We start from the raw sequence: 13,934 nt of genomic DNA, 5'->3' as shown, positions 1-13,934 counted from the left end.
CCCGACCGGCGGTCCGGGTGCGAGCGCTCCTGTCGTTGCGTGTCGTCCCGTGCCGTCCGCCGCCACCCTATCGCGCCCCGAGAGACCGGAGAGTCCCGCCATGACCACCGCCCCCGCCCGCACCGGACAGATCCCCGCCCAGACCGCCTCCCGGCTGTCCTCGGGCCACCCCTCGAAGCCCGAACAGCCCTCGTACCAGCTGGTGTTCGCCCGGACCGCGGAGGAGGTGCGGGAGGCCCAACGGCTGCGCTACCAGGTGTTCGCCCAGGAGATGGGCGCGGTGCTGGACACGCCGGTGCCGGGGCTGGACGCCGACCCGTTCGACGAGTTCTGCGACCACCTGCTGGTGCGCGAGCAGCCCACCGGCGAGGTGGTCGGCACGTACCGGCTGCTGCGGCCCGAACAGGCGCGCCGCGCGGGCCGGTTGTACTCCGACAGCGAGTTCGACCTGGCCCGGCTGGGCGGACTGCGGGACGGCCTGGTGGAGGTCGGGCGGTCCTGCATCGCCGAAGCGCACCGCGGCAACGGCGCGGTGATCAACCTGATGTGGGGCGGCATCGCCCGCTACATGACCGCCACCGGCAACGCCTGGCTGGCGGGCTGCTGCTCGGTGCCGCTGGCCGACGGCGGCGCGACGGCCGCCGGGGTGTGGGACGCCGTCTCCGCCAAGCACCTGGCCCCGCAGCAGTACCGGGTCGCCCCGTTGCGCCCGTGGTCGGCGGAGGGCGTGACCCGGCAGGGCCGCACGCCCGTCCCGGCGCTGCTGCGCGGGTACCTGCGACTGGGCGCCTGGGTGTGCGGCGAGCCCGCGTACGACCCGGACTTCAACGTGGCGGACCTGTACGTGCTGCTGTCGCTGGAGCGCACCGACCCGCGCTACCTGCGGCACTTCCTGGCCGCCGCGGCGGACCTGCCGCTCTCCGCGATCACCGGCGGGACGGGGGCCGCCCAGGACGCCGGCTCCACCTCCGGCGGCGGGGCTTCGCACGGAACGGCGACCGCGGCATGAGTGCCTGGCTGCCGACCGCGCCGTGCACGCCCGACGACTGCGTGACGGTCGCCGGGCCCCGGGCGGGCCTGCCGCGGCGGGTGCTGCGGCTGGCCGCCTGCCTGACCGTGCTGACCGCCGGGGTGCTGGCGACACCGCTGGTGCGCGCGCTGGGCCGGCTGCCGGCGGAGCGGCTGGTGCGCTGCTGGGCGCGGCTGCTGCTGGCCGTGCTGGGCGTGCGGGCGCGCGCGCTCGCCGCACCGGCCCGGGGCCGGGCTCGGGGCCGGGCGCGGGCCCGGGCGGCGGGGGGCGCGCTGGTGGTGGCCAACCACGTCTCGTGGCTGGACATCCTGCTGGTGGCGTCGGTCCGCCCGGGCCGGATGCTGGCGAAGACCGAGGTCGGCCGCTGGCCGGTGCTCGGGCCGCTGACCTCCTGGGGCGGGACGATCCTGCTCGACCGGGACCGGCTGCGGGCGCTGCCGGGCACCGTCGAGGAGATCGCGGCGGCACTGCGCGCGGGTGGCCACGTGGTGGTCTTCCCGGAGGGCAGCACCTGGTGCGGACGCGGCGGCGGCCGGTTCCGCCCGGCGCTGTTCGAAGCGGCGGTCCGGGCCGACGCCCCCGTGCAGCCGCTGGTGCTGCGCTACCGCACCGCGGACGGGCGGCCCAGCACCGCACCGGCCTTCGTCGGCGAGGACGGTCTGCTGGCCTCGCTGTGGCGGGTGGTCTCGGTGCGGGAACTGACCGCGGAGGTCGAGTTCCTGCCGCAGCTCCCGCCCGCGCTGTTCCCGAGCCGCCGCCACCTCGCGGCGGCGGCCCAGCGGGTGGTGGACCGGCACCGCTACCCGGACGGCGTCCCCGGCGGCGCGCCCGACCCCGCCGCACCGGGCTGCGCGACCTGCGCCCACCCCTTCGAGGGCCCGGTGCGCGTCCCGGGCGAGGACCGTCCCGCCGGCCGACGGGTCCCGCAGCGGAGCGGCCCGGGGGCTCCTACGGTTCCGGCGGCCGTTCCGGTGGGGGCCGGACGGTAACCGGGCAGGTCGGGGCCGATCCGGCCGTCCGTTGCGCGCCGAGGCCGGGGGTGGCGGCCGGGGCGGGCCCGCGGAGCGCCTCCCGTATGATCGGGCGAGTTCAAGAAAAGGGCGAGGAGGTGCTCGATGCAGGTGGACGAGGAGGCCGTGGGCGCGGTGCTGAACCGGCTGCGCCGGGCACAGGGCCAGCTGGCCGGCGTGATCGCGATGATCGAAGCCGGACGCGACTGCAAGGACGTGGTGACCCAGCTCGCCGCCGTCTCGCGCGCGCTGGACCGCGCCGGGTTCAAGATCCTCGCCAGCGGCATGCGCCAGTGCCTCGCCGAGGCCGAGGAGGGGGCCGCGCCGATGAGCGAGGCGGAACTCGAGAAGATGTTCCTCACCCTGGCCTGACCGCCACGCGGCCGGTCGACCTCGCGCAACACGCATGACGCAACACCCATGACGCAACACGCACCGCGCTGGAGCGCGGTGCGTGTTGCGTCGCAGGGCTCAGGCGAGCGCCAAGAACAGCTTCTCCAGCTCGGCCTCGCTCATCGGCGCCGCGCCCTCCTCCGCCTCGGCCATGCACTGGCGCATGCCACTGGCCACGATCTTGAACCCGGCGCGGTCCAGGGCCCGGGACACGGCGGCGAGCTGGGTCACCACGTCCTTGCAGTCGCGTCCGGCTTCGATCATCGCGATCACGCCGGCCAGCTGGCCCTGCGCCCGGCGCAGCCGGTTCAGCACCGCGCCCACGGCCTCCTCGCCCACCTGCATCGGGTCTCCTCCTCGCTCTCGGCGGGTCGGCCGGTCACCGCCCGCCCCCGTGTTCCGTGCCGGATGCGGAACACCCGGCGAGGTCCTGCTCATACCCCCTCCCGTATCAACCTGTCCGGCGGACGGCGCATTCCCCCACGCTCCGGCGGCCCGCCGGCGGTCAGGCCGGGGTCAGTCCGGGGTCAGGCCGCTGCTTCCCAGGCGCCGTAGCCGCCGAGCAGGTCGGAGGTCTGCGGGTGGCCGTGGTGGCGCAGCAGGCTGGCGGCGATGGAGGAGCGGTGACCGCCGGCGCAGTGCACGACGACGGGGCGGTCCTGCGGTATCTCGGCGAGGCGGTGCGGGAGTTCGGCGAGCGGCAGGTGGACCGAGCCGGGGATGCGGCCGTCCGCGCGTTCGCCCTCGCCGCGGACGTCGAGGACCAACGGGGGCTCGGCGCCGGTGAGTTCGGCGCGCAGGTCGGCGACGGTGCGGCGGGGGGCCTGGCGCATCTGCTCGGGAACGGCGCGGAAGGTGGTCTCGGGGTCGGCGAGGTAGCCGGCGACGCGGTCGAAGCCGATCCGGGCGAGTCGGGTGACGGTCTCCTGTTCGCGGCCCTCGGGAGCGATCACCAGCAGCGGCCAGGCCGGCTCGAGGATGGTGCCGGCCTGTTCGGCGAAGCGGCCGTCGGCGGGCACGTTGATGGCGCCGGCCAGGTGTCCGGCGGCGAACTCCAGCGGGTCGCGGGCGTCGACCACGACGGTGCCGGCCTCGGCGCGGCGGCCCAGGAAGGCGTCGGCGTCGAGCGGGACGGCCGACACGGCGGGGTCGAAGAGTTCGCGGTCGCGGCGGTTGAGGTCGGCGTCGTAGCCGAAGTAGCCGGGGGCGGCGGGCTGTCCGGCCGTGACGATCGCCACGAACTCGTCCTCGGTCATCGGCGCGCAGGCGTAGTTGGTGGCGCGCTGCCGGCCGATGGTGGACTGCCGCTCGGTGGAGAGGTTCTTCCCGCACGCGGAGCCGGCGCCGTGCGCGGGGAAGACCCGGACCTCGTCCGGCAGCGCCATCAGCTTGTGCTGGACGCTGTCGTACAGCATCCGGCCGAGCTGGTCTGCGGTGACGCCGGTGGAGGCGAGCAGGTCGGGGCGGCCGACGTCGCCGATGAACAGCGCGTCGCCGGTGAGCACCCCGTACGGGACGGTGTCGTCGGCGTGCTCGCGGACCAGGACGCTGATCGACTCGGGGGTGTGCCCGGGGGTCTCGACGATCTCCAGGACGACGTCGCCGAGGCTGATCCGCTCGCCCTCGGCGAGCTTGCGGATCGGGTACTCGGTCTCGGCGCGGCGGCCGTAGCCGATCCAGGCGCCGGTGCGGTCGGCGAGTTCGAGGTGGCCGGAGAGGAAGTCGGCGTGGAAGTGGGTGTTGATGACGCCCTCGACCGTGAAGCCGCGGGCCTCGGCCTCCGCGAGGTACTCGTCCACGTCCCGGCGCGGGTCGACCACCACGGCACGGCCGGTGGTCTCGTCCGCGATCAGGTACGAGGCCTGGGACAGGCAGTCGAGGTAGTACTGGGCGAAGAACACGGGAGTCCTCTTCTCTGCGTTGGCTGCGTCGGCTGGGCGCGCCGCCGGGGCGCGCCGGAGGGGGTCCGCGGCCGGGGGCGTCCTGATCGGACGCCGCTCCCGGGCCGGGCGGTCTTGGATACCCCCCTAGGTATTATTGCAGGCAGTTTCCGGCGATCGGCCTGGCTGGTCGATACCGGCGGGGGTATATGCTCGACACCAACGATATACCCCCGCCGGTATCTTCCCCAGGACGGTCCGTCGTCCCGGAGCCCGCCGGAACCCCCCGCACCCTCACCCTCAGCCCCAGGAGGACACCGTGGCCTGGACCCCTCAGCCGCCCGCGCCCGCGCAGATCGACCCCGCCGAGGCGCACCGCCTGGCCGCCGCCGGCGAGGCGCTGCTGCTCGACGTCCGCGAACCCGAGGAGCACGCCGAACTCCACGCGCCCGGCGCGGTCCTCGTCCCGCTCGGCGAGCTGGGCGGCGGCGCGGGCCTGGAGGCCGTCCGGCTGGCGGGCGACGGACGCTTGGTGCTGGCGGTCTGCCGCTCCGGGAGCCGCTCGCGGACGGCCACCGAGCTGCTGAACGCGCACGGGCTGCCGACGGTCAACGTGGTCGGCGGGATGCGCGACTGGCTGCGGGCCGGGCTGCCCGTGCACGACGGCGCGTGTCGCTGCGGCGGCACGATATGAGCGTCGCCCTGCTCGCGCTGGCCGCCGGCGCGGTGGTCGGCATGGCGCTGGGCGGGCTCGGCGGCGGCGGCAGCATGCTGGCCGTCCCCGCGCTGATCTACCTGATCGGGCTGACGCCCGGCACCGCGACCACCGCCAGCCTGCTGATCGTCGCCGTGACCTCGCTCACCGGCCTGGTCGCCCACGCCCGGGCCGGACGCGTCCGCTGGCGCGAGGGACTGCTGTTCGGCGCGGCCGGTCTCCCGCTCGCCGCGCTCGGCGGCGCGCTCTCCCGCCACCTGCCCGGCGCCGCCCTGACCGGCGCGTTCGCCCTGCTGGCCGCGCTGGCCGCCTGGCGGATGCTGGCGGGCGGACGGCGGGCGGCGCAGGCGCACACCGGGCGGCTCCCCTCCGCGCTCGGCTCGCCGTCGGTCGCCGCGCTCGTCCCGGCGGGCGCGCCCGTCGGCGGCGCGGCGACGGCGGCAACGGCGCCGGTGCCGGCACCCGCGGCACCGGCGATCCCTCCGGACGCGGGCCCCGACGTGTGCCCGCTCCCGGCGGCTTCCGGGACGGCGGGCCGGGCGCCGGTGCCGGCCCGGCGGTCCGCGCTGGCGGGTGCCGGGCTCGGGGCGGCGACCGGGGTGCTGGGCGTCGGCGGCGGTTTCCTGGCGGTGCCCGCGCTGGTGTCCTTCCTGGCGTTCCCGATGGCCGAGGCGATCGGCACCAGCCTGCTGGTGATCACCCTGAACTCGCTGGCGGCGCTGCTGCCCCGGCTCGGCGCGGCCGCCGAGATCCCGTGGGCCACCGTCGGTCCCTTCGCGGCCGCGGCGGTCCTCGGCGCCTGGGACGGCAAGCGGCTCGCGTCGAAACTGTCCGGCCGCACGCTGCAGCGCCTGTTCGCCGGGGCCCTGCTCGCCGTCGCCGCCCTGATGCTGGTGGACGCCGTGCTCTGAGCACGCCGCCCGGACCCTCCGGCGCAGCGCCGCGCCCCGCTCCCCACACCTTCTTCCTCCCCCCACCCACCATGCCCGGCTCGTCCGCACGCGCCGGGTCCGCCTCCTCCCGAAGGGTTCGACCCGTTCCATGACCACTCCCCTGAGCGTCGACCAGCTCCAGCCCCGCCTGCACCAGCTGACCGTGATCGACGTCCGCTCCCCCGGCGAGTTCGCGGGCGGCCACATCCCCGGCGCCCACAACGTGCCGCTCGACCAGCTGGCGCGGGCCCTGCCCGCGCTGCGGGCGGCCGCCGGGCGCGGCGAGCTGGCCGTCGTCTGCGCGTCCGGCGCCCGTGCGCTGAACGCCTGCGAGCAGTTGTCGGCGGCCGGCGTACCGGCGCTGCTGGTCGACGGCGGGACGTCCGCCTGGAGCTCCAACGGCGGGACGCTGGACCGGGTGCCCGGTCAGAAGGTCCGCTGGGCGATGGACCGGCAGGTCCGGCTGGTGGCCGGTTCGCTGGTGCTGGCGGGCGTCATCGTCGACGTGGCCGTTCCCGGCGTGCGCTGGGTGTCGGCCGCGGTCGGCGGCGGCCTGCTGTTCTCGGCGGTCAGCAACACCTGCGCGATGGGCGCGATGCTGGGCAAGCTCCCGTACAACCGCCCGCGCGACTCGGGCGCCGCGCTGGAGGCGACACTCACCGCACTGCACGACGGCGACAAGTGACGTCCGGCGGTCAGCAGGTGGCCGACTGACGCGTCGGACACGGCGGCTCTGATCTGACGGTACGTCAATTCCTGCTGGCTTGAAGGCCTTTTGTGGCCCCTGGTGCCCGTCCCGACCGGGGTGGGCACCAGGGGGCTCCAGCCCGGGCGCCGCGCGGCGGCTCAGCGGCCGGCGGCCGCGCCCTGGGGGCTGGGGGTCGCCGTTCCGGCGGTGGGGGTGCAGGAAGCGGCGGGGGCTGCGGTGTCGTGGTGACTGGCCAGCCAGAAGCCGGCCAGCAGACCGGCCACGCCGAGTGCCTTGTGGCGGTTGCGCTTCCACCACGAGGGTGTGCCGGCGGCCATGAACCGCAGTTGGGTGAAGTCCGGATGCTCGCTGGGGGGTGCGTCCTTGAACATTCCCATCGCGGATGATCCTCCTCTCGCGTCGGGGAGTTCATGACCATACGCCCGGTTCCGCCCTGACCGCAGGCAATTAATCCCGTTTCACGGGTCTGCGCGCGCCCCCGCGCGCCCCCCTACGCGCCCGTCCCGCGCCGGCTTCGCGTCCGGTCGCCGGTCTCACCAGTGCGCGGGGCGGGCCAGTCCGGCGCTCAGGCGGGTCGCCGAGTCGCCCTTGGCGGCGTTGAGTTGGGCCTGGGTGAGGTACAGCGCCCCGGTCAGGTCGGCGCCGCGCAGGTCGGCGTCGCGCAGGTCCGCACCGATCAGGTCGGCGTCGCGCAGGTCCGCGCCGGAGAGGTCGGCCGCGATCAGGTAGGCGCCCCGCAGGTTGGCCCCGCGCAGGTCCGCCCCGCGCAGGCGGGCGCCGATCAGGTCGGCGCCGCGGTGGTTGCGCTTCTTGCCGGGCAGCGCGTCGCGGGTCAGTTCGCTGGCCCGGAGCAGGAGTTCGCTGGTCTCGGCCCGGATCGCGGGCACGTCGGCGGCGACCAGCTCGGCGGCGTCCCGGCGGGTCAGCTCCTCGATCCGGTCGAACGTCCGACGCAGTTCGGCGTGCACCGGTCGGGCCCTGGGGAGTTCCAGCGCCTCGGCCAAGTACCAGAGCAGTTCGTGCAGTTGGCGCACCACCGGGAACGCCTCGAACATCTGCCGGGCGGTGTCCGGGTCATCGCGCCAGCTGCGACCGCCGAAGGTGTGCCGGGAGATCTTCTGGCCGGCCCCGAAACAGTCGAAGACCGTGCAGCCCTGGTAGCCGCGTTCGCGCAGGACGGGGTGGATCCCGCAGCGGTCGTCCGCCTGGAGGTTGCGGCAGGGCGTGCCCGCGTTCTTGTTCGCCGCGAAGTCGGCGGACTTGGCGAAGGGCAGGGCGACGCAGCACAGCCCGAAGCAGGCGGAGCAGTCGGCGAGCAGGTCGAGTCGACGGCCGGTCGGGGCGGAGCGCTGCTGGTCGGTCACGGTGCGGGGTCTCCTACGGCAGGGGGTGGTCGCTCCATTCTCCCTCGCCCGGCCGACCGCTCCCGACCGGCCCGGCGAGGACCCGGAAGGCCTCGGCGGATCGGTCGACGGCGCGTCTCGGGTGGCGCGCAGCGCGGGTTCGCCGGAACCCGGGGACGAGGCGCCACGGGTGCGCCCCGGATCAGGCGGGCCGCGGGTCGGCGTCCACCGGCTGCGGTTCCGGGCGTCCCCGGCGCGCCCACGAGACCAGGGCGGCGATCAGCACGCCGAACGCGACGCCCCAGACGGCGAGGAAGGCGGTGGCCGACTCGTTGACGTGCCCGCCGTTGCCCTGCGGGGCGGGCGCGCCGCTGGACGTGACGAGCGGCAGCAGGAGCAGGGCCGCGCCGGTCAGGGCCAGCAGCGGCCGGTTCAGGGCGTTCGGCCGGGCGCGCCGGGCCGTGACCCGGGCGCCGACCGTGAGCAGGAGCGCGCAGGCCAGGGCGGGCAGCACGGTGTAGGTCAGCCACTCGGCGAGCAGCGGCGACCAGTACCACTCGGCGTCGGGGCGGGGCTGGTCGTAGGAGTACAGGGTTCTGGGCTGAGGCGTGCCGAGGAAGTCGCGGACGCTGCCCGGGGCGAGGCCGCCGAGCAGGGCGCCGACAGCCACCGGGGTGCTAGGCCGGCGCTCGGGGGTGGCGACCAGGCGGAGCGCCAGGGCCGCGCACCAGCCCGCCAGGGCGCCGAAGAGCACGCCCTTCACGGCGCCGTAGCCGATCGGGGTCCAGGTGTTCCACGGGTAGTTCGCCGTGTGGGCGGCGCGCCAGGCGCCCGCGAGGCCCCAGGTGAGCGCGCCCGCCGCCACTCCCCACGGCACCACGCCCGTGATCCGCTGCCGCGACCGGGGCCGGGGCGTTCCGGTCGGTGCGCCTTCCGGGGAGGGCCCCGGGGGACGCTCCGGGGAGCCGGTCTCGACGCCCTCCACCGTCTCGGCCATCGTCGGCCCCACCTGCCTCGTCTGCCTCGTCCGTTTGGCCTGCTCCGGCGCGCTCACGTGCTCGGCGGGTTCGCCGCGCCCGGTCCCCGGTAGCCGGGACGCGGTCGCCGGACCTCCGGTTCCGGCCGGTCGGAGGGTGTCGGGCGGCGGCGGGCCGCTACGCCCTGTCGGCGGCGGGCCAGTCGCGGCGGTAGCCGGCCGAGAGGGGGCCGCCGACCAGGGCGAGCACCTCGTCGGCGGCGGCCAGCAGGGCAGTGGGGTCGCCGGTCTCGGACAGGGTCCGGTGGGCGCCCAGGAGGCGGGCGCCGAGGTCGGGGTCGGCGGCGAGCAGGCGGCGCGGGAACCACTTGCCGGTGCCGGTCCAGGCCCGGTGGTGGTCGCTGAGCAGGTCGGCGGCGGTCCGGACGGTCTCGGCGGCGGTCGCCAGCGCCTCCAGGCGGTCCGGGGCGTCGTCGAGGTCCGCCAGCAGGTCGGTCAGCGCGTAGCGCAGGTCGTCGCGGCGCGCGTCCCCGAGCGGGACGGGGCCGGCCAGTAGTTCGGCCCGGCACTCTTCGACGAGCCGGGCGGCGTGGCCGTCGCGGTCCAGCAGGACCAGCCCGGTCGCGTACATCTGCTGGATCGGCGCGCGGCGGCAGGCCGCGTCGAAGGCCCGCAGCTCGCCGAGTCCGACCAGGGTGTGCGCGAACACCTCGACCGCTCTGCCCTCGTGGCGCAGCGTCTCACGGTGGGTGGGGTGCCCGTCCGGCAGCAGGACGGCCAGGTCGAGGTCACTGCCCGCCCGTTCGCGTCCGGCCGCCACGGACCCGGCCAGCACCACGGACCGCGCCTCCGGGTAGCGCTCGGCGGTGAGTCTTCTGGCCTGGTCGATCAGCGCGTCTCGCATCCGGGCAGTTTTCCATGCCGGCGTTGCCACGCTCGGCGGGCGGTACGGATCCCCGACCGGCGACGGATTCGGGAGTCGACCTGACCGATCGTCAGCCGGACGCCTCGCCCGCGCCGTCACCACCGCGCCCGCCCTTCGACCTTCGCGAGCCGTGCGGGCCCCGCGAGGCCCGGGGACCGCGCGCGCCCCGGGCGCGGCGGGCCCGGTCGGCGGCGAAGGCCGCGCCCGCCGCGAGGGCGACCAGGGCGGCGGTGGCCAGGCGTCCACCGGCGAGGTCGAGGCCGAGGAAGAGCACGAACAGGAAGGCCGCGACCGGGAGCAGCAGGGCGAGCAGGGTCTGGCCGAGGACCGCGATGGTGGCGGTGCGGGCGTACGCCTCCCGGGGCGGGGGTCCGGCGCCGGTCCGGTCGGCCTCCCCGGGCCAGTAGAAGGCGGTGGCGCGCTGGGCGAGGGCCGTGGTGGCGCGGACGTTGGCCCGGCCCATGACGGGGATCCACACCACGGGGAAGGCCAGCCCGAAGGCCACCAGGAGGGCGGTGCCGGTCCAGCCGAGGATCCGGCGGAACCGGCTGCGGTGGTCCTCGCCGATGGCGACCAGGCCGAGCAGGTAGACCATCCGCCGGACCATGTCGAACCGGGAGGCCCGGGACGCCTTGGGCGGCGGCCCGCTCCGGGGCGCGGCGGCCGCGGCGGCGGCGTCCTCGGCGGCGGTGGCGGCCAGGGCGGCGCGGGCGTCCGGGACGGTGGGGTGGACGCCCTGCAGGACGAGGAGTTCGGCGGCCCGGTCGTTCTGGTCGCCGTCCGCCCCGGCGAGGGCGGCGAGCGCGAGGACCATCCGGGCCTGGGCGAGCATTCCGGCGCAGAACGCCACGGGGACGAGCAGGATGAGCGGCCCGCCGACCACGCAGCCCTCGACCAGGGTCAGCCGGATGCCGTGGGTGATGACGGCGGTGCGCCGCTCGGCGACCGTGCCGGAGAGGGCCGCGACGGCCTTCGCGGCCGGAGCCGACTCCTGGTGCACCGCCAGCTCGGCCAGGTGCTCGGGCAGCCGCACGGGGTCGTGCCGGACGGCCCGCCACAGCTCGCCGGCCGCACCGCCGTTCGACGTCGTCGGCGGCGGCGATGTCGGCGACGGCTCGTCGGCGGGCCGGGCTGCCTCCCCTCCCGCATGGTCCATTCCGCCAGCCTACTCGGACAAAAGGTGACACAACACGCATCAGACATGATTTCGCCCGGTCTGCGGCGCCCGGGCCCGCTCCACCCCCTCCACACACCCGTGCGGAAATGGCGGCAGACGTTCGCCTGCGCGAAAGATCCCTTTGGCTGACCGCACGCCCGGATTGGCAACAACGTTGGCATGCGAGTCGCCATCGTCACCGAGTCCTTCCCACCCGAGGTCAACGGCGTGGCCCACAGCGTGCTGAGGGCCGCCGAACACCTGGTCCGGCGGGGTCACCAGCCCCTGGTGATCACCCCCGCCCCGGCCCGGGGCGCGCACTGCCCGCCGCAGTCCTTCGGCCCGGACCGGGAGCCGCTGCCGGTGGTGCGCGTCCCCTCCGTCCCGTTGCCGCGCTACCCGCAGGTGCGCATCGCGCTGCCCAGTCGCAAGCTGGCCGCCGCGCTGACCGCCCACCGGCCGGACGTGGTGCACCTGGCCAGTCCGTTCATCCTCGGCGCGCGGGCCGCCCGGCTCACCGAGCGCCTCGACCTGCCGACCGTGGCGGTCTACCAGACCGACCTGGCGGGGTACGCGCAGGCGTACCGGATGGGCCGCGGGGTCGGCTCGGCGATCGCCTGGGCGCGGATCCGCTCCGTGCACCGTTCCGCCGCCCGCACGCTCGCGCCGTCGACCCCGGCCGCGCAGGACCTGACGGCGCACGGGGTGCGCCAGGTCCGGATCTGGGCGCGCGGGGTGGACTCGGCGCGCTTCCACCCCGGGCACCGTGACGAGGCGCTGCACCGTGCGCTGGCCCCGGGCGGCGAGGTGCTGGTCGGGTACGTCGGGCGGCTCGCCCCGGAGAAGCGGGTGGACCTGCTGGCGGAGGCGTCCCGGCTGCCCGGGGTGCGGGTGGTGGTGATCGGGGACGGTCCGAGCACGCCCGCGCTGAAGGCGGCGATGCCCGGCGCGGTGTTCCTGGGCCGCCGCACGGGCGCCGAACTCGCCCGCTGCTTCGCCTCGTTGGACCTGTTCGTGCACACCGGCCCGCTGGAGACCTTCTGCCAGACCATCCAGGAGGCGATGGCCAGCGGCGTCCCGGTGGTCGCCCCGGCGGTCGGCGGTCCGCTCGACCTGGTCGGCCACCGGCGCACCGGACTGCTGGTCGCCCCCAGGGACGCGGGCGCCGTCGCCCGCGCCGTCGCCGAACTCGCCGTCTCCCCCGAACTGCGCGCCCGCTACGGCGCGGCGGGCCGGGCCGACGTCACCGACCGCACCTGGGAGGCGGTCGGCGACCAGCTGATCGAGCACTACGCGGAGGTGCTGGCCGAACACCGGAGCCACGGCCCGAGCCGCGACCGCTCCGCCGAGCCGTCCACCGCCGCCACCGCCACCGCCACCGCCACCGCCACCGCCACCGCCTCAACCGTCCCCGTCCAGGCCGCCTTTGACACCCCGCTCCCGGCGGCGGCCATCCCGACCGGGCAGCCGCTGCTCGGCTGCGTCCCCGCGCCCCGACCGGCCGAGGCCACGGAGAGCCTCGCGGCCCCCGTCCACACTCCCGTGCCCGTTCCGCTCTCGGTCGAGGAGCAGCCGGCGTGAAGCGTGGAACGGCCCGCACGGACGGCGGATTGTGCATCGTCCGGGTGGCGAACTTCGTCACCCCGGTGTCGGGTGGCCTGCGGACGGCGCTGCGGCACCTCGGCGCGGGGTACCTGGCGGCGGGCCACCGGCCCGTCCTGGTGGTGCCGGGGGCCGCCCACCGCGACGAGTGGACCGAGCAGGGCCGGGTGATCACCCTGCCCGGCCCGCGCGTGCCGGGCACCGGCGGCTACCGGGTACTCCGCGACAGGCGCCGACTCGCAGCGCTGCTGGAGGAGTTGGCGCCGGACCGGCTGGAGGTGTCGGACCGCGCCACGCTGCGCTGGACGGGCGCCTGGGCACGGGCGCACGGGGTGCGGTCGATGATGGTCTCGCACGAGAGCGCCACCGGCGTGCTCGGCGCCTGGGGCGTGCCGGCCGGCACCGCACGGCGGCTCGCGGACCGGCTCAACTCCCGTACCGCGCGGAACTACGACACGGTGCTGTGCACGACGGCCTGGGCGGCCGGGGAGTTCGAGCGGATCGGCGCCGGGAACGTCGAGCGGGCGCCGCTGGGGGTGGACCTGGCCGTGATGCGGCCCGAATGCCACGACCCTTCGCTGCGGGCCGGGTTGGCCGATCCGCAGCAGGTGCTGCTGGTCATGTGCTCGCGGCTGTCCGGTGAGAAGCGGCCCGAGCGGGCGCTGGAAGCACTGGCCGAGCTGCGCCGCCACCACCGGGTGCCGGCCGTGCTCGCCGTCGCCGGAACGGGGCCGCTGCGTGGCCGACTGGAGCGCCGTGCCGCCGAACTCCGACTGCCGGTGCGCTTCCTGGGCCATCTGGCCGAACGTTCCGAGGTGGCGGCCCTGTTGGCCACGGCGGACGCGGCGATCGCCCCGGGCCCGGTGGAGACCTTCGGGCTGGCCGCACTGGAGACACTGGCCTGTGGCACCCCCGTCGCGGTCAGCCGTTCCTCCGCACTGCCCCAGGTGATCGGCCGGGCCGGCCTCGCGGCAGCCGACACCGGGGCCGGATTCGCCTCCGCGCTGCGGGAGCTGCTGGAACGCCCGGAGGCGGAACGGCGGGCGGCGGCCCGCGCCCGGGCGGAGGAATTCAGCTGGGACGCCGCCACCGCCGCCTTCCTCGCTGCCCACCGAGCCAGTACCCCTGCCCCTGCCCCAGCCCCTGCCGCCGCCGCCCCGACCGGCGTGTCCGCGTCCGGTCCGACCGCGTCCACCGCCGGTTAACCGGCGACCTGCCCCCGCTCCCCCGCTCCCCCGCTCCCGCAGTCCAGTTCCAGGACCT

14 protein-coding genes and 1 pseudogene are annotated in these 13,934 nt (G+C 76.3%); 8 read left to right on the top strand and 7 right to left on the bottom strand.

The window, feature by feature from the left end; all coding sequences use genetic code 11:
- Positions 1-100: 100 nt before the first annotated feature.
- From ACZ3J7_RS35210 to ACZ3J7_RS35200, 3 genes are all read left to right on the top strand, one after another.
- A complete protein-coding gene (locus ACZ3J7_RS35210; protein ID WP_465627484.1) occupies positions 101-1,009 on the top strand; it encodes a GNAT family N-acetyltransferase in 909 nt (302 codons plus the stop codon).
- Positions 1,006-2,019, top strand: a complete 1,014-nt coding sequence (locus ACZ3J7_RS35205; protein WP_465627483.1) for a lysophospholipid acyltransferase family protein — start codon at positions 1,006-1,008, stop codon at positions 2,017-2,019. The genes ACZ3J7_RS35210 and ACZ3J7_RS35205 overlap by 4 nt, the downstream gene beginning before the upstream one ends.
- Positions 2,020-2,145: 126 nt before the next feature.
- Complete coding sequence (locus ACZ3J7_RS35200; RefSeq protein ID WP_359781452.1) at positions 2,146-2,412, top strand: metal-sensitive transcriptional regulator; 267 nt, start codon at positions 2,146-2,148, stop codon at positions 2,410-2,412.
- A 99-nt stretch (positions 2,413-2,511) separates the two neighbouring features.
- On the opposite strand, the gene ACZ3J7_RS35195 is transcribed toward ACZ3J7_RS35200, so the two are convergent.
- Together ACZ3J7_RS35195 and ACZ3J7_RS35190 are read right to left on the bottom strand one after the other, a co-directional pair.
- A complete protein-coding gene (locus tag ACZ3J7_RS35195; protein WP_465627482.1) occupies positions 2,512-2,778 on the bottom strand; it encodes a metal-sensitive transcriptional regulator in 267 nt (88 codons plus the stop codon).
- 182 nt (positions 2,779-2,960) lie between these two features.
- On the bottom strand, positions 2,961-4,334 hold the full coding sequence (locus ACZ3J7_RS35190) for a rhodanese-like domain-containing protein (RefSeq protein ID WP_465627481.1): 1,374 nt from the start codon (positions 4,332-4,334) through the stop codon (positions 2,961-2,963).
- Positions 4,335-4,632: 298 nt separating this feature from the next.
- Between ACZ3J7_RS35190 and ACZ3J7_RS35185 the strand changes: the two genes are divergently transcribed.
- From ACZ3J7_RS35185 to ACZ3J7_RS35175, 3 genes are all read left to right on the top strand, one after another.
- Positions 4,633-5,007, top strand: a complete 375-nt coding sequence (locus tag ACZ3J7_RS35185) for a rhodanese-like domain-containing protein (protein WP_465627480.1) — start codon at positions 4,633-4,635, stop codon at positions 5,005-5,007.
- Entirely contained in the window at positions 5,004-5,939 is a 936-nt protein-coding gene (locus tag ACZ3J7_RS35180) for a TSUP family transporter (protein ID WP_465627479.1), read from the top strand. Before ACZ3J7_RS35185 ends, ACZ3J7_RS35180 begins: the two co-directional genes overlap by 4 nt.
- A gap of 130 nt (positions 5,940-6,069) precedes the next feature.
- Positions 6,070-6,645, top strand: a complete 576-nt coding sequence (locus ACZ3J7_RS35175) for a rhodanese-like domain-containing protein (protein ID WP_465627478.1) — start codon at positions 6,070-6,072, stop codon at positions 6,643-6,645.
- A gap of 161 nt (positions 6,646-6,806) precedes the next feature.
- Here ACZ3J7_RS35175 and ACZ3J7_RS35170 read toward each other — a convergent pair whose 3' ends face one another.
- The 5 genes from ACZ3J7_RS35170 to ACZ3J7_RS35150 form a co-directional block, all read right to left on the bottom strand.
- On the bottom strand, positions 6,807-7,046 hold the full coding sequence (locus ACZ3J7_RS35170) for a hypothetical protein (protein WP_465627477.1): 240 nt from the start codon (positions 7,044-7,046) through the stop codon (positions 6,807-6,809).
- Positions 7,047-7,202: 156 nt separating this feature from the next.
- Complete coding sequence (locus ACZ3J7_RS35165) at positions 7,203-8,033, bottom strand: pentapeptide repeat-containing protein (protein ID WP_465627476.1); 831 nt, start codon at positions 8,031-8,033, stop codon at positions 7,203-7,205.
- 181 nt (positions 8,034-8,214) lie between these two features.
- Positions 8,215-9,009, bottom strand: a complete 795-nt coding sequence (locus tag ACZ3J7_RS35160) for a hypothetical protein (protein ID WP_465627475.1) — start codon at positions 9,007-9,009, stop codon at positions 8,215-8,217.
- A gap of 157 nt (positions 9,010-9,166) precedes the next feature.
- The gene (locus ACZ3J7_RS35155) at positions 9,167-9,892 is read right to left on the bottom strand and encodes a nucleotidyltransferase domain-containing protein (protein WP_465627474.1); all 726 of its coding nucleotides are present in this window, start codon (positions 9,890-9,892) and stop codon (positions 9,167-9,169) included.
- 91 nt (positions 9,893-9,983) lie between these two features.
- Positions 9,984-11,069 carry a hypothetical protein gene (locus ACZ3J7_RS35150; RefSeq protein WP_465627473.1) on the bottom strand — a complete coding sequence of 362 codons (1,086 nt, stop codon included), beginning with the start codon at positions 11,067-11,069 and terminating at the stop codon, positions 9,984-9,986.
- Between the two features lie 180 nt (positions 11,070-11,249).
- On the opposite strand from ACZ3J7_RS35150, the pseudogene ACZ3J7_RS35145 reads away from it, so the two are divergent.
- Together ACZ3J7_RS35145 and ACZ3J7_RS35140 are read left to right on the top strand one after the other, a co-directional pair.
- Positions 11,250-12,380, top strand: a pseudogene (locus ACZ3J7_RS35145) (glycosyltransferase family 4 protein); the annotation flags it as partial.
- Between the two features lie 266 nt (positions 12,381-12,646).
- Positions 12,647-13,876: a glycosyltransferase gene (locus tag ACZ3J7_RS35140; RefSeq protein WP_465627472.1), complete on the top strand. Its 1,230-nt coding sequence runs from the start codon at positions 12,647-12,649 to the stop codon at positions 13,874-13,876.
- The last annotated feature ends 58 nt before the right edge of the window (positions 13,877-13,934 follow it).

This window comes from Kitasatospora sp. NPDC015121 (assembly GCF_055562955.1).
This window is presented reverse-complemented; position numbering and strand designations above follow the sequence as displayed.